The sequence below is a fragment of the Flavobacterium sp. ACN2 genome (assembly GCF_002303885.1).
Lineage (GTDB): Bacteria > Bacteroidota > Bacteroidia > Flavobacteriales > Flavobacteriaceae > Flavobacterium.
In genome coordinates this window covers 180,037-203,284 of the sequence record NZ_MRCM01000010.1, presented here as the reverse complement: position 1 = coordinate 203,284, position 23,248 = coordinate 180,037, and the positions used below count along the sequence as shown (strand labels likewise).

Below are 23,248 nucleotides of genomic sequence, written 5' to 3'. Positions count from 1 at the left end.
AAACGTTTTATGAAGCAAATTATTCAACAGATCAAAAATCTAGAATCTATAAATTCTTTATCTAAACATGAGCAATTGGTTCAGGGAATAATTAATGCCATTGATGAAAAAGTTGTCACAAAAGGCGATTTACTTCCATCTGTTAACACTTTTATAAGCGAATTGGGTTTTGCGAGAGAAACTATTGCCAAAGCATACAAAGAACTCGTACACAGAGGAATAATCGAATCCAAAAATAGATTGGGTTACTTTGTTGCCACCAATGATGTGAAACAGGAATTGAAAGTGGCATTATTGATTTTTGCATTTGATATTTTTCAGGAAACGTTTTATGAGAATTTTAGAAAAGGTCTTGGAAAGAATGTGCAATTGGATATTTTCTTCCATCACAATAATTTTGTCACATTCGAAAACATTGTTCAGAGTATAAAAGGAAAATACGGAATGTTTGTTATAGCTCCGATTCCTAATAAGAAAACACCTGATATCTTAAAGCAATTGCCAACCAATAGAGTGTTGTTGGTAGACCGTTTTATAGAAACAGATGAAGACTATAATTATGTTGCACAAGAGTTTGGAGATTCGTCTTACAATGCTTTTGTGCAGCTTAAAGATAAAATTAAAAAATACGATGAGTTGATTTTCTTCTTTAAACCATCTTCTGCAGAACCTAATGAAATTCTAAATTCCTTTAAGCGATTCATGAAAGATTATGATATCAAAGGAGTTATAAAAGAAGAATATACAGCGGGTTCTCTTGAAAAAGGAAAAGTCTATTTTACTATTCATAATCTTGAACTTTGGGAAATGCTAAAAGACTCCAAAATTAAAGGTTTAAAAATTGGTAAAGACATTGGTTTTATCTCACACAATGATGATATCGTAAAAGAGATTATTTTTGATGGTGTGACAACATTTTCTACAGATTTCGCAGAAATGGGAAAAAGAGCAGCCGATTTTGTTTTAAACAGAAAAAAAACGCAGGAGATTATTCCAACAGTTCTTATAGATAGAAATTCGTTGTAATTTATGAATGTTTTATCCATTGTTAGTTTTTTACTAATAACAGGTTTGGTTGCCGTTATTTCGGCCTTAAAAACTCGAAAGAAAAAGGTACAGACAACAGAAGGACTTTTTTTTGCCGACCGTAACAATAATTTCTTCATTGTTGGAGGAGCCTTACTGCTAAGTAATATTAGTGCCAACCAGTTTATAGGCGAGAATGAATCCATTTATACCAATAATATGAGCGTGATAGCATGGGGCGTAAGTTCTGTGCTAGCCATGCTTTTGGTTGCTGAATTTTTCCTTCCAATTTATTTCCGTACTGGAGCCATGACTATTCCAGATTATCTTGGAAAGCGTTACGATCATTCTACTAAAAGATTGGTTTCGATTATCTTTTTATGCAGTTACGTTGTCAATTTGCTTCCAGCCGTTTTATATGGGGGTGCGGTTGCCCTTACTGGCATGTTTAATTTTCTAGAGCCTTTACAATTAACCTATTGGCAGAACATTTGGTTTATGGTTTGGGTGATCGGACTTACAGGCTGTGCTTATTCTGTTTTAGGCGGTCTGCGTGCGATATCAATTAGCGATACCGTTTTAAGCATCGGATTGTTGACTATTGGAATCGCTTTTCCTTATTTTGGTTTCAAATTTTTAGGAAATGGAGACTGGTTCGAAGGTCTTCATATTTTACTTTCACAACACAAAGAACATTTAAACGCTATTGGAGGACCACACGACGAGATTCCTTTAAGTACCATTTTTACAGGAATGTTTATTATGAACCTGTATTATTGGGGAATGGAGCAGTTTATTGTACAGCAAGCACTTTCGGCTAAAAGTTTGTCACACAGCCAGAAAGGTATGGGGCTAGCTTGTCTAGGAAAGTTACTTTGTCCTTTTATTATTAATATTCCTGGATTAGTTGGAGTGCATCTTTATGATAAACTTGAAAATACAGCAGAAGTTTTTCCGCTTGTTGTAAGAGACACATTGCCAGGAGTTATGATCGGATTAACATCTGCAGTTGTTCTTGGAGCAGCGATTAGTACCTTTAATGCAGGACTTAATAGCAGTAGCACATTGTTTGTTTTAAATCTGTACAAACCATGGTTGGAGAGAAGAAATAAAGAAGTGACCGAAAAACATCTGGTGTATACCGGAAGAAAGTTTGAGATTATTGTCTCGGCCTTAGCGATGTTTTCAGCTCCATTTATAATATTTAGTAAAGCAGGTTTTTATACCTATTTACAGCAATTGGGAGGTATGTTTTGCGTGCCCATTTTCACTATCATTTTAGTTGGTTTTGTATTTAAAAAAGTGCCGCCTCAAGCAGCAAAAATTGGAATGATATTTTTTATTGTGAGCTATATCATTTGTAACTACGTTCTGGATATTCAATTGCATTATCTGCATATGTTGGCCATGCTTTTTGTTCTTACTTCTGTGTGCATGTTGCTAGTCTCAAGATTTTATCCTACGTATAGTTATGCTGAAATTAAACTAGAATCTGTGGAATTGACTCCTTGGAAAAACCGATACTGGTATTTTACCCTTTTATTAATTGGTATGGTGAGTATCTTTATATTGTTTTCAAAGTGGGGTGTAGCTTAGTTTAGAATATAAGTTGCTGAGTTGCTAAGATTCTGAGATACTAAGATTTAAAGTCTTTTGAAGTAGACGCACTTTTGTGCGTCTTTTTTGTTTCAATAGAGGAGTAAAATTTTCCTTTTTTTTGAGAAATTATAATTATGCTACAAAGTGTCGGATTCATACGATTTTCCTTGTTTTAAGCAAAATCCTCTTCTTCTTTTGTCTGATATTTCTTTAAATTAAAACATTGTTTATTCTCTTTTTCGTTTTTATTAGTATGTATTAGTAATAAAGACGAAATAAATCACAGAAAAAAATAGCAAATTCTTAAACATAAATTTGGATGTAATAAAAATATTTGTATGTTTGTAATGTTGTAGTATAGTATAGTATAAGTCAATTCGTTTTCTCCTATATGCTCAATAAACAAATAAAAAAACTAACTCTCTAATTTATTAACTAAAAACCAAATTATTATGAGAATTGCAATAAGATACTTATGCTTCTTAGTAGTTATGCTGTGTGCCGGTACACTTTACTCCCAAACCATAACCGGTAAAGTTACAGATAATCTAAATTTACCTTTGCCTGGAGCAACCATTCTGGTAAAAGGCACTCAGAATTCTACAGTAACAGACATTGATGGTAGTTACAAATTATTAAACGTAAAATCTGGCTCCACACTAGAATTTAGTTTTATAGGATTTGATTCGAAGACTGCAGCTGCAAATAAATCTGAAATTAATATTTCCTTGATTCCAAGCACTCAGGAACTGAATGAAGTTGTGATAGTTGGAGCTTCAATAAAAAAAGGAGATTTAACGGGAGCTGTAAGCAGTGTTTCTGGTGACAAGCTTAGAGAAGTTCCTACGCCAAACGTAGTGCAGGCACTGCAAGGACGTGCCTCGGGTGTATATGTACAACAGAATGCTGTACCAGGTCAAACAGGAACAATAAGAATTAGAGGAAATAATTCGCTAAACTTTGGCGGTAACCCAATATTTGTAATCGATGGTTTAGTTACCGATGGCAATTTTGAAAACATTAATCCAGATGATGTTGCGAGTATGGAAGTGCTTAAAGATGCTTCTGCTACAGCATTATACGGTTCAAGAGCTGCAAATGGAGTAATCGTAATTACAACAAAAAAAGGTTCAAGATCGGGAGAAGCAAAAATACAGTATGATACATGGACAGGAGTATCTGAATTTGCGAGAACTCTTCCGTTAATGAATGGCCAGCAGTTATTTGATTTAAGAGTTGATGCCTATGCAAATCGCTATATGGACGAAAATCCTGGAGCTGATCGTGCAGCTTACATTAATCAAATTAAATCAGATGGTTCTACTGTATTTGCGCCTTATGAATTGGAGTCTTACAGAACGGGTAAAAGTTACAATTGGTTAGATCAGGTAACACGTTCAGGTTTTCAAACAAACCATAATTTAAGTTTTAGCGGAGGAGGAGAAAAAGGAACTTATTTCGTAAGTTTTAATTATGTTGATCAAAAGGGACTTCTTAAAAACTCTGATTTTAAAAGATATAACGGAAAAATTAACCTAACGCAGGATTTAAAATCATGGTTGCAGTTTGGTACCAATACTACTTTTTCTAGAAGCGAGACTAATTATCAGGAAGAAAGTGCCTTTGGTGTAGCATTGGGAGCAAACCCGTTATTGCCTATAGACCCAAAAGCTACTTATTTGAGATATGGTGAAGTATTTGACCAAAATCTTTACAATCCGATAGTAAGTCTTGATATTATAAATTCAAGCGCACGCAATAGACTTACAAGTAGTAACTTTTTAAGTGCAAAACCAGTAAAGGGACTTGATATCAGAACAAACTTATCTGTAGATATTACAGATCAAGCAAATTTTGATTATGTGCCAAGTTACACAGGACAATCACTTAGAAATTCTATGGATGGGGAAGCGCATCATTATAGATATTCACAATTGAATTATCAGTGGGATAACACTGTAAGTTATAGTAAAGTTTTTGCTGAAAAGCATGACGTAAGTATAATGGGAGGGTTTTCTGTGTTGAGTAATTCTGGTAATACTACAGAGGTTAGAGCCCGCGGATTTGTTAGTGATGATTTGACCTATATGGCATTATCAGGAGCATATCAAAAGGAAAATACCCAGTTAGACTCGAAGTTTACCGATTATACAAACCAATCTTATTTTGCTAGAGCAAATTATACTTTTGATGGGAAGTATAATATTACCGGTACAATAAGAAGAGATGGTTCTTCTAAATTTGGTCCTAATAACAAATGGGGAACTTTTCCTTCTATAGCAGGAAGCTGGGATATTGTTAAAGAAAATTTCCTTTCAGGATTTGAAAAATTAAGTCAGCTTAAGTTTCGTGTAGGTTATGGTATGGTAGGAAATCAGAATGTAGATGCTTACAGATACTTTGCATTATATAACGCGCAAGTGAGTAATAATTCTGGAACTTACGTATCTGATAATTACATCGATAATTTTGATTTGAAATGGGAAAAACAAAAACAGTTTAATATCGGACTAGATGCTGGTTTCTTCCAAAACAGATTGACTGCAAGCGCGAATTATTTTCATATAAATAATGATGATCTTTTGATGCTGCGTAATATGCCAGTTTCATCAGGATATAAATATAAATTGGATAATATTGGTGCTACAACTAATGAAGGATTTGAATTAGAACTTAGCGGAGACATTATTAAAAACAAAGATCTTAAATGGAATGTTTCTGCCAATATATCATCAGCAAAAAATAAGGTTACAAAACTTTATGGAGATGCCACAGAGATATACAAATTAGGAGGTTATAGTAACAATGAAATCCAACGTACTGGGAACTTTTTCTTAGGAAAATCAGTAAACACAGTTTATGTATTTCAATATGATGGTATAGCGCAACAAGGAGAAGACCTTAGTGGAGTAAATTATGGTAGCCGAACTGTTCAGGCAGGAGATATTAAAATTAAAGACCGTAATGGAGATGGCGTAATAAACGATCAAGACAGATATGTGGTTGGCGATTTGAATCCTGATTATTATGGTGGTTTTTCTACAGATCTTAATTATAAAGGTTTTGGATTAAATGCAGTATTTGCATATTCAATAGGAGGTAAGAGACCAAGTGGTACCTACGAAAGCTATATGAACTCAGGAGGAATGAGTGCAGCACATACAGATCTTTTGGATCGTTGGACTCCAACTAACACGAATACAGATATACCAAGAGCTTATTATGGAGGAGGAAGATATACTTTAGGAGAAACAGATAAGGCAATACAAGATGCTTCTTTCCTAAGATTAAATGCACTTACATTATCGTATACATTACAGGACAAAGTTGCAGAAAGTGTTTTTCTTAAAAATTGCAGGTTTTATGTAACGGGATCTAATCTATTTATTATAACTAAATATAAAGGTTATGACCCTGAAGGAGGAGATTCTTATCCTTTATCTAGAATGGTAGTTCTAGGATTAAATGTATCTCTTTAATCAAATTAATTATAAAAATTATTTTTATGAAAGCAAAAATTATAGCCTTTATGGCCCTAACAATATTATCAGCTTCCTGTTCTTCAGATTTTTTAGATCAAGAGCCTAAAAGTTCACTTACTGCTGAACAGGCTTACGGTAGTTTAGGTAAAATAGAACCAGTTCTTTTGGGAGCTATAACCAATTGGAGAAATATGCAAAAAGACCGTGCGGGGCTTTATACTTCTCTTGGTACAGACGAAGCACAACAAGGAGCTTTGCAGGTAACTGGAGATGCAAACCAGGCGGGACTTGATTTGTACAATGGTTTTCTAAGTCAGGAGAATCAAGCAATTGGACAATTATGGAATGACAGATGGCCGGTAATTGAAGTAGCGGCACAATCTATTAGAGCATTAGGAACAAATACTGAAGACGATAGCGCAAAACGTGATCTTTTAATGGGTGAAGCCAGTTTTTTAAGAGCAACGTTAATGTTTGAGCTTACACAATATTGGGGAGAAATACCGATTAATGATAAAGCAAAATCGGCAGAATATGGGCTAAAACGCCAACCTTTGCCATTGGTTTATTCTTATATAGTTGCCGATTTAGAAAGAGCAGTAGAAAAACTCCCTGTGACACAAAGCAATCCTGCATTTCCTGCAAAAGGAGTAGCTCAGGCACTTTTAGGAAAAGTATATCTATATGCTCCAGAAGCATCAGGATACCGTGATTATAATAAAGCAAAACAATGGTTTGAAGAAGTTATTAAATCTGGAAAGTACAGTTTATTGCCTAATTACGCAGACGTTTTTAGTCCAGATCATGCTAATTCTTCAGAATCTTTGTACGAATGGCAGTATAATAATAACTGGCCAGACAACAACCAGATACAATGGCAGACAGGTTCAAGAGTTTTAGCAAACATAAACCAATATGCTTATTTTGGAGGTTATGATCTTATACTTCCTACTCAATATTGTTATAAAGATAAGACAGATGGAGGAATTTGGGAACCAGGAGATGTACGTAAAGATGCAAGTATTCGTTACGATTTTACTTACAAAGGAGTTAAACCAACGCTTCCTGCTGGTTTTGGAGGCGATGAGTTGGATCCACACATTAAAAAATATGAAGATATTCGTGTAGAAGGGAAACAATCATTCTGGAATTCAGGTAAAAATAAAGCCTATATCAGATACTCAGATGTATTGCTTAATTATGCAGAATGTTTAAATGAATTAGGAAGCACAACAGAAGCTGAAAGTTATGTGAATCAAGTTCGTACAAGAGCTTTTGGAGGAACATTGCCAGCAGGAATGGCTTGGAGCGGACTTTCTCAAACGCAGTTTAGAGATCAGATTCTGGATGAACGTATGCGCGAATTAGCTTTTGAAGGCTGGAGAAGAATGGATCTTATTCGTACAGGAAAACTGGTAGAATTAGTAGGTTCTCGCAACAAATGGGCAAAACAAAACGGTACCATTGCGGCATTTCATAACCTTTATCCTATTCCAATTGGAGAGATCAAGCTCAATGATGAGATTGGTCCAGAGAATCAGAATCCTGGTTATTAATGTTTTTTGAAGAAACTTCAATGTAATTTTTTATTTTTTTGGTTCATGTGGTTCGGTTAATGCCACAGTTTTGATTTGTAATGCCATTTTGGGTATAGGTAGTAACAGTACTGAGTTCTTCTGTTCGAAAAAAGCTTATTCCAAAATGGCATTCTTATTTCTTATAATTCAACATTTTTTAATCATTCAAATAACAATATGAAATTCTATACCTATCAGGTTTATATCTATTTATTTGTTTTAAATGCCCTATCATTTAATTTTTATTCTCAGAATAAAGTAAGCCTAAACTCTACTGATATTGTTTGGAAACTCAAACCACAAGCAGAAATAGGAAAAGACAGCCTTAAAATGTTTACTCCTAATTATGCCGATGCCGACTGGGTAAAAGCAGTAGTTCCCGGTACAATTTTTAATTCTTATGTCGTAAGCGGATTAGAGAAAGATCCCAACTTTGGCGACAATATTTATCAGGTCGATAAATCAAAATACGATCGCAGTTTTTGGTATCGTTCGGAATTTACTATTCCAGAAAATTTTACCAAAGAAATTATCTGGCTTAACTTTGAAGGAATAAATCGTGAAGGAGAAATTTACCTTAACGGAAAAAAAATAGCTGTTTTAAGCGGAATGATGCAGCGCGGTAAATTTGATATTACAAAGCTTGTAAACCGTAAAGCAAAAAATGTCTTAAATATTTTAGTAAGCATTCCGAAACAGCCATTAAATAACTTCGGAAGCCCAACTTATATTTCAAGCGCCGGCTGGGACTGGATGCCTTATGTTCCAGGATTAAATTCTGGAATTACTGACGATGTTTTTTTGACAAACACAGACAAAGTCACCATTACAGATCCTTGGATTCATACCAATCTGCCAACAAATGCACGCGCAGATTTGGAAGTGAAAGTAGAGCTTAAAAACTCATCTTCGCAAAATCAGGAAGGAGTTCTAACGGGTGTAATAATGCCAGGAAATATTACTTTTTCTAAAAAAATAAATCTGGATGCTGACGGAATTACAAATGTAAAACTGACCAAAGAACAGTTTCCTGAACTTTCTATCCAGAATCCTAAATTATGGTGGCCAAATGGTTATGGAGATCCTAATTTATATACTTGTCAGTTTACTTTCAAAATTGGAAATGTAGTTTCAGATAGTCAAAAGATAACTTTCGGAATAAAAAAATATACTTACGATACAGAAGATGGTGTTTTGCATATTGCTATAAACGGAAAACGTGTTTTCTTAAAAGGAGGAAACTGGGGAATGAGCGAGTATATGCTTCGCTGTAGAGGTGAAGAATACGATTTGAAGGTCAAACTTCACAAAGAAATGAATTACAATATTATTCGCAACTGGCTAGGCTCAACTACAGACGAAGAGTTTTACGAAGCCTGCGATAAATATGGTATTATGGTTTGGGATGATTTTTGGCTCAATGCCAATCCGAATCTGCCATTAGACATTCATGTTTTTAATAACAATGTAATTGAGAAAATAAAACGCGTTAGAAATCACGCCAGTATTGCAATTTGGTGTGGTAATAATGAAGGTCTTCCGCAGCCTCCGCTCAACGGATGGATTGCTGAAAACATCAAAACTTTTGACAACAACGACCGTTATTACCAGCCATGTTCCAACACAGGAAATTTAAGCGGTAGCGGACTTTGGGGCAATAAAGATCCGAGGTTTTATTTTACAAAATACCCAGAACCTTATGCAGGAACTGGCGATGGTCCAAGCTGGGGATTAAGATCTGAAATTGGTACAGCAGTTTTTCCTAATATCGAAAGCTTTAAAAAGTTTATTCCAGAAAAAGACTGGTGGCCAAGAAACGACATGTGGGACAAACATTTCTTTGGACAAAAAGCCTTTAATGCAACTCCCGATTATTATGATAAAAGTATAACAGAACGTTACGGAAAGCCAAATAATCTGGAAGAATATGCTACAAAAGCACAGCTATTAAATATAGAAACCAACAAAGCTATGTATGAAGGATGGCTGGATCATATGTGGGAAGATGCTTCTGGAATTATGATCTGGATGAGTCAGTCTTCCTATCCAAGTATGGTTTGGCAGACTTACGATTATTATTATGATTTAACAGGAGCGTATTGGGGTGTAAAATCGGCTTGTGAGCCTATGCACATTCAATGGAGTCCTGTAGATAATTCGGTTAAAGTAATCAACACAACAGGAACCGATTTTAAAAACTTGAAAGCCGAGGCTGTTATTTATAATTTAGATGGAAAACCGGTAGCGAAGTACAAACAAAATGCGATGGTAGATTCTTATTCTAATACAGCAGTAGAAAGTTTTGTGATTCCGTTTTACGCTAATCAGAAAGATTTGGCTTTTCAAAAAAATGTTACCGCATCCTCTACCGATGGAGGAAATACCAGAGATGTTGCAGACGGAGATTCTAATACGCGTTGGGCAAGCAATTCGACAGATAATGAGTGGATTTATGTAGATCTTGAAAAAGATTTTATTATCAATCGTGTCGTTTTAAATTGGGAAAATGCTTATGGTAAAGAATACAAAATCCAAATCAGTGACGACGCTAAAAACTGGACAGATGCAAGCGTGATTAAAGATGGAAAACAAGGACTTCAAACTATTTCATTTGATGAAACAAAAGGGCGTTATGTTAGAATGTTAGGAATAAAACGTGGTTCTGGTTGGGGATATTCTCTATACGATTTCAAAATTTTCGGAGCAGAAACCAATGTTGATACTTCCGATTTAAGTCCAGTGCATTTTATTCGATTAAAACTAAAAGATGCCTCCGATAAATTAATCAGTGAGAATTTTTATTGGAGAGGCACCAATATGAAAGATTTTACAGAACTAAATAAGCTGCCAAAAGCAAACGTAAATGTTTCTAGCAAAGTCATAAAACAAAACGGAAAATACATTATAAAATCTAAAGTTTCAAGTCCGTCGGGAATAGCTTTTGGAATTCAAATTCAGGCCTTAAATGAGAAATTGGGAACTCAAATATTACCGGCAATTGTAAGCGACAGTTATTTCACTTTACTAAAAGGAGAAAGCAAAGAAGTGACAATCGAATTTGATGAAGCACTTTTAAAAAATGGAGAAAAGCCAGTTGTAAAGGCGATTCCTTATAATAAATAACAAATTATTCTCAATGTAAACCAGATTTAATACACATCGCAAATCGATTAAATAAATTTACCACAGATAGAAAATTATTCCAATCCCTTTAATCAGTGGCTATAAAAATAACAATATGAACATCAAGAAATACAAAGCATTACTTTTTGTACTATTACCTTTCTTAGGCTATTCGCAAAGTAATTCCTTGGAATTATGGTACACAAAACCAGCTTCTCAATGGGAACAAACGCTTCCATTAGGAAATGGACGTTTAGGAATTATGCCTGATGGCGGAATTGAAACCGAAAAATTAGTTTTAAACGATATTACCTTATGGAGTGGATCTCCACAGGATGCCAATAATTATAAAGCATTTTCTTTTCTACCACAGATACGAGAATTATTATTGGCAAATAAAAACAGTGATGCCGAGAAATTAATCAATGAAAATTTTGTTTGTACTGGCCCAGGCTCAGGAAGCGGGGATGGAGCAAATGTGCAATTTGGATGTTATCAAGTTTTGGGAGATATGACTTTGAAATTTGACTATAAAACCAAATCAAAGGCTATAAATTACAATAGAAACTTAAATATTCAAACGGCGCTTGCGTCTACTCAATTTACAATTGACGGTGTAACTTATAAACGAGAATATTTTGCAGGTTTTGGAGATGATGTTCTTTTTGTAAAATTGACTTCAAGCAAAAAGGGAAAATTGAACTTTACAGTTCAGTTAGACCGACCAGAACATTTTAAAACCGAAATCGGAAATGACAATTCTCTTGTAATGACAGGACAAGTCAACAACGGAATTGACGGAAAAGGAATGAAATACAAAGCTAAAGTTAAAGCTCATGTAAAAGATGGTAATGTTTTGTTTTCTAATAACTTGATGGCAGTAAAAAATGCAACTGAAGTGATTTTGTATATTTCGGCAGGAACAGATTTTAAAGATAAAAGTTTTGAGTCTTCTGTAGATAAAATTCTAGATGCCGCAATGCAGAAAAAATATGATGATCAGAAGAAAACGCACATTCAAAACTATCAGAAATTGTTTAATCGTGTGGCTTTAAATTTTGGAAAGCCAGTTCAAAAAACACGACCAACAAACGAACGTTTGGATGCGTTTTTAAAAGAACCTGATTCAGATACCCAACTTCCAGTTTTGTTTTACCAATATGGCCGTTACTTAAGCATCAGCAGCACGAGAGTCGGATTACTACCTCCAAATTTACAGGGATTATGGGCGCACCAGGTTCAAACCCCATGGAATGGCGATTATCATCTGGATGTAAATGTTCAGATGAATCACTGGGCATTAGAAACAGGAAATTTATCTGAATTGAATCTTCCTTTAAAAGATTTGGTAAAAGGGATGGTTCCTTATGGAGAAAAAACAGCAAAAGCCTATTACAATGCTGATGGATGGGTGGCACATGTAATTACAAATGTTTGGGGATTTACAGAACCAGGCGAAAGTGCTTCATGGGGAATTGCAAAAGCAGGTTCAGGCTGGTTATGCAACAATTTATGGAATCATTATTTGTATACAAACGATAAGGATTATTTAGCAGAAATCTATCCAATTATAAAAGGTGCCGCTCAGTTTTATAATAGCATGCTGGTAAAAGATCCAGAAACAGGCTGGTTGGTAACTTCACCTTCAGTCTCTCCTGAAAATTCATTTTTCCTGCCCAATGGACAAGATGCTCATGTGTGTATGGGACCAACAATTGACAATCAAATTGTTCGTGAATTATTTAATGATGTAATAACGGCATCTCAAAAATTGGGAATCGATAAAGATTTGAGCAATGATCTTGAACAAAGATTAAAATTATTGCCACCACCGGGAGTTATTAGTCCAGACGGTAGAATTCAGGAATGGTTAAAACCTTATAAAGAACCAGATGCACAACATCGTCACATTTCTCATTTATACGGATTATATCCAGCCTCTTTAATAACTCCTGAAAGCACTCCTGACTTGGCAGAAGCTGCAAAGAAAACTTTAGAGGTTAGAGGAGATGATGGTCCAAGTTGGTCAATTGCTTATAAAATGTTGTTTTGGTCTCGATTAAATGACGGAAATAGAGCTTATAAATTATTAAAAACCATTTTGAGACCAACATTAGCTACCAATATTAATTACGGAGCAGGTGGAGGAGTTTATCCGAATTTGCTTTCTGCTGGTCCGCCTTTTCAAATTGATGGAAATTTTGGAGCTACAGCAGCAATTGGAGAAATGCTCATACAGAGCCATGCAGGATTTATCGAATTATTGCCTGCAATGCCGGATGCTTGGTTAAAAGAAGGCGAAGTAAAAGGGATTAAAGCAGAAGGAAATTTTACTATAAACATCAAATGGAAAGATGGAAAAGTAATTCAGTACGAAATAAAATCTCCAGCTCCTAGTAAAGTGAAGATCAAAGTAAATGGGGAATTAAAAGAAATTACTTCATCTAAATTATAAGTTGGAGTAGTAATCCTGCAAGGTTTTTTAAACCTTGTAGGTTTAATTTTTTATCTCATTTCTAAATATAACACCTACAAGGTTTTGAAAACCTTGCAGGACTAAAACAGTAATTGAATTGCCTCCAGCTTTTACTGGAGGTTTATAAAAGTCTATTAAACAAAGGGCTTTAGCCAAAATCGTAGTGTTTTGTCTAAAGCCTTATTTGAATCTAATTTGATTAACCTCCAGTAAAAGTTGGGGACAATTCAAAAAAAAAAGAATTCATATTTCAAAATCTTTACAAAATGAATCTCAATAAAATAATACTTTGTGGTGCTATATTAAGTTCCATAATTCTTGGAGCACAAACCAAAGAAAAAATCACTTCACATGTAAATCCGTTTATTGGAACAGGCGCAGCACACGGTTCGCCGCTTTCAGGGAATAATTATCCTGGAGCGACAGTTCCGTTTGGAATGGTACAGCTAAGTCCAGACACCCGAAACACACCAGATTGGAGCGTTGCTTGTGGTTATAATTATAACGATACCACTATTGCAGGTTTTAGCCACACACATTTAAGCGGAACCGGAGTAGCCGAATTATTTGATGTTATGCTAATGCCTTTTAGCGGTGCTATTGTAAAAGAAGAAGTGGGACAGAACGCCTATCAATCAAAATTTTCTCATGACAAAGAATCTGCAAAACCGGGTTATTACAGCGTAGAGCTTTTAGATTATCAAATAAAAGCCGAATTAACAGCAACAACTCATGCTGGTTTTCACAAATACAGTTTCCCTAAAAATAAAGAATCCCATATCATCATTGACTTAGATCATTCGATGAAAAAATCGGATTGGAATACCCGAATTATTGCTTCTCAATTATCTTTCCCTAATGATCATACTATTGAAGGATTTCGAATTATTACGGGTTGGGCGCCTATGCGAAAAGTATATTTTCATGCCGAATTTTCACAGCCAATAATTCGCAATTATATTACTGACGGAAGTAATGTTTACGACAATGCAAAAGTGGTTAATGGCAATGCAATTCGGGCAATATTAGATTTTGATACTTCAAAACAGCAAGAGATTTTGGTAAAAGTTGGAATCTCTGCAACCAGCATTGAAAATGCACGTTTGAATGTACAAACCGAAATTCCAGCTTGGGATTTTAATGCAACCGTAAAAGCTGCTGATGCCGTTTGGGAAAAAGAATTAAGCAAGATAAAAATTGACGGGACAGAAGAACAAAAGCAGATTTTTTATACCGCTTTGTACCATACATTCATTCAGCCGAATACATTATCAGATGTGAGCGGAGATTATCCAGCAGCCGATTTTACAGTTAGAAATTCATCCAAGCCTTATTATACGACATTTTCTTTGTGGGATACTTATCGTGGTGCACATCCCTCGTATACTTTGATTCAGCCCGAACGAACTGCTGATTTTGTAAATAGTATGTTGGCGTATTACAAAGTCTTTGGCTATTTACCAATTTGGCAGTTATGGGGACAGGAAAATTATTGTATGATTGGCAATCATGCCATTCCTGTTATTGTTGATGCTGTGCTGAAAAAAATCCCCGGAATCGATGCCGAAGAAGCCTTTGAAGCTGTAAAGAATTCATCGTTACGAGAACATCCTGGGTCGCCATTTGGCATTTGGGAAAAGTACGGTTACATTCCAGAAAATTTAAAATCACAGTCGGTTTCATTGACTTTAGAAATGGCTTATGACGATTGGTGTGTAGCCGAATTGGCCAAGAAACTCGTTAAAATCGATGATTATAATCATTTTGCAAAACGTTCTCAGTTTTATAAAAATCTGTACGATAAAGAAATAAGTTTTTTCAGAGCAAAAGATGATAAAGGTAATTGGATTGGTCCTTTTGATCCGCTGAAATATGGAGCCAACGGCGGTTATCCGTTTACTGAAGGAAATGGCTGGCAGTACTTTTGGTATGTTCCTCAAGACATAAAAGAACTTATAAATTTGGTTGGAGGTGATAATGCCTTTACCAAAAAACTAGATACTTTTTTCACGCTAGAAGATAAACCAGAAGAAGTAAATGATAATGCTTCGGGTTTTATTGGCCAATATGCACACGGAAACGAGCCAAGTCATCATATTGCTTATTTATACAATTATGCTGGTCAGCCTTGGAAAACTCAAAAATACACTGCAGAAATACTAAAGAAAATGTACAATACAACTTCTTCAGGCTATTCGGGTAATGATGATTGCGGCGAACTTTCGGCTTGGTATATTTTTAGCGCCATGGGATTTTATCCTGTTAACCCAGCAAGCAGTACTTATATTATAGGTTCTCCGCTATTGAAAGAAGCTTCTATTGAATTGAAAAACGGAAAGATTTTTAAAGTTACTGCTAAAAATGTTTCAGATGAAAACATTTATATTCAAAGTGCTAAATTGAATGGTAAAACCTATACAAAGACTTTTATTCACCAATCTGACATTGATAATGGTGGTGTTTTAGAATTTGTAATGGGATCAAAATCAAATAAAAATTGGGGAGTTAAAAGAGACGATAAACCGATTCATTAAAATAATTGATTTAGTTTGTCATTCCGAGTAACGAGGAATCACACAAGTGACTCGACAAAGAAAAGACAAATCGTTGCGGAATTACTAGTGCGATTCCTCGTTCCTCGGAATGACAAGATTGTCTAAAAGAAGGTTTGATGATTAAATTCATCAAACCTTTTCATTTTTAGAAGATTCAACAGTTTTTTTAACCTTGCAGGAACACAATTCAATTATAAAAAACAAAAGGCTGTCAATTCTTTTTGCACGGCCATTTATTTTTTATTTCTGCATATAAATAAGCCCCAGCGGGGCAAAATATTTATAGAAATTCAATCACGTACCTACAAAAGAGCTCCAGAGGAGCGAAATATGCAAGCAATCTAAAAAGATGTCGCTCCGCTGGAGCTTTGTCCTCAATAATAAATACAATTACTATAACTATTTCGCTTCTCCGAAGCTAATCTTTAGTTCCTATTTAAAATACTAACTTAAACTGAAACCGATTCCTCATTTTTTAATAATGAAAGATGTATCGTCACGCCTGAATGGCTTTTCTCCTCAGACAGAACACTATTAAAAGTCTGTTCAGCTTCGGCTTTTTTATCAAGACCTAGAAGACCTAATCCTTTCATGTATAAGCAGTGAATTTTGTTTCGTTTGTCGAGATCATCTTCCCAAATCATAAGATCCGGAAGTGAAACTGCAAAATAATCAATCGTAACATGATCGTTTACATGTTTTTCGGCGTAAGCAACGAACTTTTCAAAACGTTTATTGGCTTCTGAAGCACTGTTTAATTTTAAGAAAGCCAAACCTTGATAGAAAATTTTATCTGGCTGCTGATCATTGTAGAAAATTGCCGCTGTAGGTTCTTCTAGACCTTGCGTTGCTTTCTGCCACCAGTTTTGAGCTTCTTCCAGATTGTCTTTCTTTTCGTAAGCAACTCCAAGCCAATAATGAATATCATTTTCCTGTGCGCCTGGCAGTTTTCCTTCACCTAAATTATCAGGATAAATTTGTGCCTGTTCCAAAAATGCTATAGCTTTATCATGGTTTCCTTGTGCAATTTCCTGTTTGGCAATTTCAGTCAAAGAAATCAGATATTGTCCGCTTACTTTTCCTTCTCCGCCTTCCCAAGGATGAAAAATTCTATTTTGTAATAATGTTAAGGCTTTATCATGTTTTCCTAGTAAATTGTATAAAGTGACTCTTTCTAAATACACATCATCTCTTTGAATAACCAATTCTAAATGTCTTTCTAAGAAAGCCAGTCTAAAAACCAAATCTCTGTTCAAGCGTTTGTACAACTGATCTAATTCCATTAAAATTCTAGAATCTTCTACATCTAAAGAAAATGCTTTCTCTAAACTAGCCAGTGCTTTTTGTTCATCATTTAATTTATTGTAATAAGCCAATGACAAGTTACGATGCACAGTAGGGAAAGTATCATCAATAGCAACCGATTTTTCCCAGCACGAAATAGCATCATCATAAAATTTCGACGCGTACCAGAAGTTTCCTAAATAATACAAGGCTTTCGCGTCATTAGTTTGTTTTTGAATTACTTGAGAAAGTACTAAAGCAGCCTCAATCTGATTTGGAAAACAATAATCTGGTTTTGCCTGAGAAGCCATTTTGAAACATTTTTCGGCTTGACCGAAATCATTTAATTTCTCATAAAATGAACCTGCAAAATACCACGCCATCGGATAGGTGTTTTCATCTTTCAGACCTTCATTTAGTAAACTGGCAGCTTCTTCATACAAACCAGCCGCATTGTAATCTAAAGCATATTCAATATAAGTATGAATATTGTTTCGGATTAATACATTTAGGTACGCTAGCTCTTTTTTATCTGTACTTAAAAGATACTTTTCATACAATAACCCAAAATTAAATGAGTCGTTTTGTAAATAAAGTTCTGCAAGCTGAAGCGCTTTTTCTTTTTGATTTAATTTTCTAAGAAAAGCTACTTGCAAATGCAGTGCTTTATGATCTTCGGTATTTTTAGAAATGGCTTTTTGAATGTGTTCTAGAGCCAGTTCAAAATCACCGTTTAAAGCATCAAGCTGTGCTACATAAAAATAACCTTGATTTTGCCAAGCTGCATTCCAAGTTGATTTGTAAAATGCATCGTAAGCTTCTTTGTTTTTGTTCTGATATTTAAGACATAATCCTAAATTGAAATAAGCTTCACCATCATAAGGGTTTGGATTTTGTTGCGTCAATGTTTTTATAGCTGCTCTAAAATAAGGCTCGGCTTCAGTAAATTTTGCTCTTCGCATCAGCCATAATCCCATTGCATTGTTGGAACGAACATCGCCAGAATCGCGTCTTAAAGCTTCTTCATAATACGGAATCGGACTGTAAGTGGCGTGTCTGTATTGCTCTAAATGCTGAGCCGTCAGGAATAATTGTTCGTTATTTTCGATGTCTTCTGGAGCAAGTGCAGGTTTTGCAGCTTCAGGAATTTCATCTTCATTTTGTGCTTCGTAAACCCAATCAACTAAAACTTTATCAGCTGCATCGGTTACAGAAATCGATAAGCCTTCTAAAGAAGCGTTATGATCAAAATCGATAGTTTCTTCAAATGAATTGTATGGAGAAGCATCGTACTGTTTTTGAAATAAAACAACGTCATTGTTTTTTAAAGTAACGGTTGTTTTTGGATAAACTCCTGTCGTATACGCTTTAATAACCAGTTTATCGCCGATGTTCTCTAAATTAACCATCGCATTTTTGGTCGCATTTTTTACAACTCCCAAATCACGATATGGCATAAAATATTGCGTAAATTCTTTTTGCTCGCCCGGCATAATCCAAGTAAAATCGGGCTGATTATCGGTATAAACTCCACACATTAATTCAATGTACGGACCATCTTCATCAGTAAGGTTACGATCCCATGCGCGACCGAAATCGCCATGTCCCCAAGTCCATTGTTTTTTTCCTGGCGAAACATGGTGATTGGCTACGTGCAATAATCCGCCTTTTGAATCATTTTCGTATCCGCCAACAAAATTATATTTGGAAGCAATCGCCATATAAGAAGTTGGAACGGGAATATTTTTGTAACGAGAAATATCTGTTCCTGGTGAATAATCTACTTTGTAATACGTTCCCTTTGCAATTGGAAAAGACGAAACGTCACGTTTACCGTGATCAAAAACAGCATTTACATCTGGCGGAAAAACCGACTGATAATCATCATTTACCTTTACAGCAGGATTCGCCCACCATAAAAATGTCTGTGGAAACGATGTTCTGTTGTATAATTGTGCTTTAATTTCAAGATACGCTTTATCAGGATATAATCTAAAACCAGCCATACCTTTGGTTCTAAACATACGTTCTACCTCACTGCACCAAACAGTTGCACTGCCATCTTCATGTTCTTCTATAGTAAAATCTACAGGATCAAAAGTAGTAGGTCTGTGGTGCTGCGGCCAGTTGAATTCGATTCCGCCCGATATCCAAGGGCCTGTAAGTCCAACTAAAGCTGGTTTTACCACCTGATTGTAATATACAAAATGACGTTCTTTAGTTTTATCATAAGCCATATGAACACGCCCGCCAAGTTCTGGAAGAATCATTATTTTAACAAATTCATTTTCAAGGTATACAGCCTGATATTCTTTATCGGTTTTCTCGTCAGCGATTTTTTCAATAACTGGATAAGGATATACAGATCCGTTACTTCCTTGATAAACTCTTTTCTCAATAAATACAGGATTTTTTTCAGGTTTGCCCACCTCATAAGTTGGCAGGATAATTTTTTCCTTCCAAACATTTACTTTTTGCATGATGTAATGAAATTTAAATTATTGAATATTCTTTGATTCTTTATCAGAAACCATTAGTTTTTCAATCTCTTCGAGACTTTTGTTTTTGGTTTCAGGAAGTTTTTTGAGTACAAACAAGAATCCTAAAGCACAGATAATTCCGTAGATCCAGAAAGTTCCAGATGTGCCTAAGTATTCGTTAAACATTGGAAATGTTTGTACTAAAAGTGCAGATGCAATCCAGAGTGCAAATGTGGCAACAGACATTGCAACGCCTCTGATTCGGTTAGGGAAAATTTCAGATAAAATAACCCAAGTAATAGGAGCAAGAGACATAGCATAAATAGCAATGGCTAATAATACCAGTAATAATAATGGGAAACCGGTAACATTGGTATAATAAAAATAACCCAATAAAGCATAGATTATAGCAAGTGCTGCTGAACCAAAAAGCATCAGTTTTTTACGTCCAACTTTGTCTACCGTTCCCATAGCAACCAAGGTAAATACTAGATTGATACTTCCTGTAATTACGATATTCATAAACAAATCATTGATACTATAACCTGCCGAAACAAAGATTTCTTGAGCATAGTTGAAAATGATATTGATGCCACACCATTGCTGGAAAGCAGCCAATACAATTCCGATTAAGAGAATAGGCATCGCTTTTTTATCAAGCAACATTCTCAAATCGGTTTTTTCTGTTTCTTCTGTAAAAGTCTCTTTGATAGTTGTAATTGCTTCTTTTCCGTATGACAATCCTCCAATTTTAGATAAAATATTTTCGGCTTTATCGTGATTTCCTTTTTTCGCTAGATATCTAGGGCTTTCGGGAATTAAAAACATTAATATAAAGAAAAGAACCGCTGGGAAAAATCCTGCCCAAAACATCCATCGCCAGCCTGTTTGACCATTCCAAGAAGCCAAAATTTCTGCATGAGAATAATCTGGCGGAATAACATCTGTAATTAGCATATTGGTGATCTGTGCGGCAAGAATTCCAATAACCACGGTTAATTGATTGATGGAAACAAATAATCCTCGAGTTTCCTGAGGCGCAATTTCGGCAATATATAAAGGGGAAATTGTAGAGGCAATTCCGATTCCGACTCCTCCAATAATACGCCAGATGATAAATACAGTAAAAGTTTCAGATGCTCCCGTTCCAAGAGCACATAAGGAGAATAATACGGCGGCAACGATTAGAATAGGACGTCTACCATAACTGTCTGCCAGTTTTCCTGCAAAAGCGGCTCCTCCAACGCAGCCAACAAGGGCGCTGCTCATGGCCCAGCCTTGTAAAGCCGGAGAATCTGTAATGCCAAAATAAAGTTCGTAAAATGGTTTTGCACCACCGATTACAACCCAGTCGTAACCAAAGAGTAATCCACCCAATGCCGCAACAAGGCTGATTGATAGTAAAAAGGTATAATTATAGTTTTTCATAAAAAGGTTTTATAGCTTTTGTAAAATTAGCAGAATCGGAACCTTTGATTTATGGATATTTTTTTTGAATAGATGGATTATAATCTGATTTTTTGGTATTGTGATATTAAATACGAAAACAATTGCGTTACTGCTTGTATTCGGTGCGATATTGTATAGGTGAAGTGCTCATTACTTTTTTGAATAAACGAGAGAAATATAAAGGGTCATTGAACCCTAAATTAAAACTGATTTCTTTGATGCTCATAGTTGTAAAACAGAGATACTGACAAGCTTTCTGCATTTTCAGATAATTGAAATAGTGTATAGGAGAATACCCTGTCTGCTTCTTAAATAAGGTAAAAAAATGAGACGGAGAATAGTTAAAATAAGCGGCAACATCATTAATTTTTAAGGAAAGATCAAGATGTTTTTTCATATAGTCAATAGCCGACTCAATAGTATTATCCTCTGAAAATTTTCGGTTCTTTTGAATGAAGAATTTTTCATACAAAAAGGTATTTAATAATTGCCATAACGAAAGATTGGCAAATTCGAGATTACTGGCGCTGTAACCGTCTTCCATAACATCCAGAATGTTTTCAAAAAGTTCAATACGTCTTTCTTCGAGTGATAGTTGAGGTGCAGTTTCAGGATGTTCGGCAATGAATTTATCATAAAGAAAAGGTGCTTGCATTCCCGTAAAATGAATCCAGTAGATACTCCACGGATTTTGTTTTAAGGCATAATAATCATGTGCCACTTCAGGAGGTATTATATAAAAGGTATTGGCTTTGAGTGTTATCGTTTTATTTTCTTTGCTAATAATGCCTTCTCCTTTATAGCAATAAATTAAAATGTATTGCTTGCTGCCATGTTTTCGTTTCATGGAGTGATGGCTTGCATTTGGAAAAACACCAATATCGGTAAAATACAAACCAGCTATAAGCGGATTCTTTTTAATAATCGAAAGGATGTTTTTTGGAATTACAATCATTCGCTGTCCTAAAAAACCTTCTTTGACTTTTATCTTTTCTTTTTGTGCTGCATTTTTCATGATCTGGATTGTATTTTTCAAATATCGTAATTTAATCCATGCTTTCGCAAAAAATGTCCATTTTGAGAACAATAATCAAACCTAAATTTGAAATTCTATACTAACATTACCAATTTTAATATTTTTATAAAACTATATGAACCCTCTCAATAATATTGTTTGTGAGTCTTTTGGCTGGCATGACGGAAAAGAAATTTTCAAATTTCAGATCACAAATAGTCATGGCAATTATGTCGAACTTCTTAATTATGGTGCCATAGTAAAATCCATAGTGGTGCCAGATACCGAAGGAAATAAAGAAAATATAGTTTTAGGATTTCCAACTTTAGAAGGATACATAAAAGATCAATCTTACATAGGAGCGACTGTTGGCCGTTTTGCAAATAGAATTCAGAATGCGGCATTTTCTATCGAAAATAAAACATATCATCTCGATAAAAACGATGGTAAAAACAATAATCATAGCGGTTCGGCTGGGGTTAATAACAAAGTGTTTGATTTTGTTGTAGAAGAAGATGCCGTAATTTTTATTCTTAAAAGTAAAAATGGAGAAGGTGGTTTTCCTGGAAATTTGAAGATGAAAGTGAGCTATAAATGGACGGATCAAAACGAACTCAAAATTGATTTTTTGGCAGAAGCCGATGCAGCAACGCCATTAAATTTTACCAATCATTCTTATTTTAATTTATCTGCCTGTAAAGAAAAAATACATCATCATCTGCTTACCGTTCAGGGATCTAAAATTCTAGAAAGCACAGCCGATTATATTCCGACAGGAAAAATTTTGCTTGCCGATGAGTATTTGTTTTTGAAAGACAAACTAAAAGATGTAATGCAAAATAGCGGACTTAATCTCTATTATATTTTTGATAGAAACGCTAAAAATGAAAATTCTGTTTGTGAATTGTATGATGAAAAATCGGGAAGAATAATGCGTGTTTACACCTCTTATCCAGGAGTGCAATTATACACGGGAGATTATTTAAACAGTGATATTATGGGGGTACATGATAAACTATACAGTTCGTTTGATGGACTCTGTTTAGAATGCCAATATTATCCTGACAGTCCGAATCATGAACATTTTCCGAATACGATATTCCAATCTGGGCAAGTTTATAGCGAAACTATTATTTATGCTTTTGATGTAATCCAATAACAAAAAGAACTACCACCTCTAAT

Annotated in this window: 11 protein-coding genes; 8 read left to right on the top strand and 3 right to left on the bottom strand. The window is 35.0% G+C overall.

The window, feature by feature from the left end:
* Positions 1–9 precede the first annotated feature (9 nt).
* The 7 genes from BSF41_RS14155 to BSF41_RS14125 all read left to right on the top strand — a co-directional run bounded on the left by BSF41_RS14155 (position 10) and on the right by BSF41_RS14125 (position 15,817).
* Entirely contained in the window at positions 10–1,026 is a 1,017-nt protein-coding gene (locus BSF41_RS14155) for a GntR family transcriptional regulator (protein WP_095930151.1), read from the top strand.
* Between the two features lie 3 nt (positions 1,027–1,029).
* On the top strand, positions 1,030–2,622 hold the full coding sequence (locus BSF41_RS14150) for a solute:sodium symporter family transporter (protein WP_095930150.1): 1,593 nt from the start codon (positions 1,030–1,032) through the stop codon (positions 2,620–2,622).
* Positions 2,623–3,077: 455 nt separating this feature from the next.
* On the top strand, positions 3,078–6,104 hold the full coding sequence (locus BSF41_RS14145; RefSeq protein WP_095930149.1) for a TonB-dependent receptor: 3,027 nt from the start codon (positions 3,078–3,080) through the stop codon (positions 6,102–6,104).
* A 26-nt stretch (positions 6,105–6,130) separates the two neighbouring features.
* Positions 6,131–7,663, top strand: a complete 1,533-nt coding sequence (locus BSF41_RS14140; protein WP_095930148.1) for a RagB/SusD family nutrient uptake outer membrane protein — start codon at positions 6,131–6,133, stop codon at positions 7,661–7,663.
* 198 nt (positions 7,664–7,861) lie between these two features.
* Entirely contained in the window at positions 7,862–10,807 is a 2,946-nt protein-coding gene (locus BSF41_RS14135) for a discoidin domain-containing protein (protein ID WP_095930147.1), read from the top strand.
* Positions 10,808–10,922: 115 nt separating this feature from the next.
* The gene (locus BSF41_RS14130) at positions 10,923–13,262 is read left to right on the top strand and encodes a glycoside hydrolase N-terminal domain-containing protein (protein WP_095930146.1); all 2,340 of its coding nucleotides are present in this window, start codon (positions 10,923–10,925) and stop codon (positions 13,260–13,262) included.
* 287 nt (positions 13,263–13,549) lie between these two features.
* Complete coding sequence (locus BSF41_RS14125) at positions 13,550–15,817, top strand: GH92 family glycosyl hydrolase (protein WP_095930145.1); 2,268 nt, start codon at positions 13,550–13,552, stop codon at positions 15,815–15,817.
* Between the two features lie 470 nt (positions 15,818–16,287).
* Here the strand turns inward: BSF41_RS14125 and BSF41_RS14120 are convergent, their stop codons facing one another.
* The 3 genes from BSF41_RS14120 to BSF41_RS14110 form a co-directional block, all read right to left on the bottom strand.
* The gene (locus tag BSF41_RS14120) at positions 16,288–19,602 is read right to left on the bottom strand and encodes a DUF5107 domain-containing protein (protein ID WP_095930144.1); all 3,315 of its coding nucleotides are present in this window, start codon (positions 19,600–19,602) and stop codon (positions 16,288–16,290) included.
* An 18-nt stretch (positions 19,603–19,620) separates the two neighbouring features.
* A complete protein-coding gene (locus BSF41_RS14115) occupies positions 19,621–21,030 on the bottom strand; it encodes a sugar porter family MFS transporter (protein WP_095930143.1) in 1,410 nt (469 codons plus the stop codon).
* Positions 21,031–21,157: 127 nt separating this feature from the next.
* On the bottom strand, positions 21,158–22,087 hold the full coding sequence (locus tag BSF41_RS14110) for an AraC family transcriptional regulator (RefSeq protein WP_253251828.1): 930 nt from the start codon (positions 22,085–22,087) through the stop codon (positions 21,158–21,160).
* 115 nt (positions 22,088–22,202) lie between these two features.
* On the opposite strand from BSF41_RS14110, the gene BSF41_RS14105 reads away from it, so the two are divergent.
* Complete coding sequence (locus tag BSF41_RS14105) at positions 22,203–23,225, top strand: aldose epimerase family protein (protein ID WP_095930141.1); 1,023 nt, start codon at positions 22,203–22,205, stop codon at positions 23,223–23,225.
* Positions 23,226–23,248: the final 23 nt, after the last annotated feature.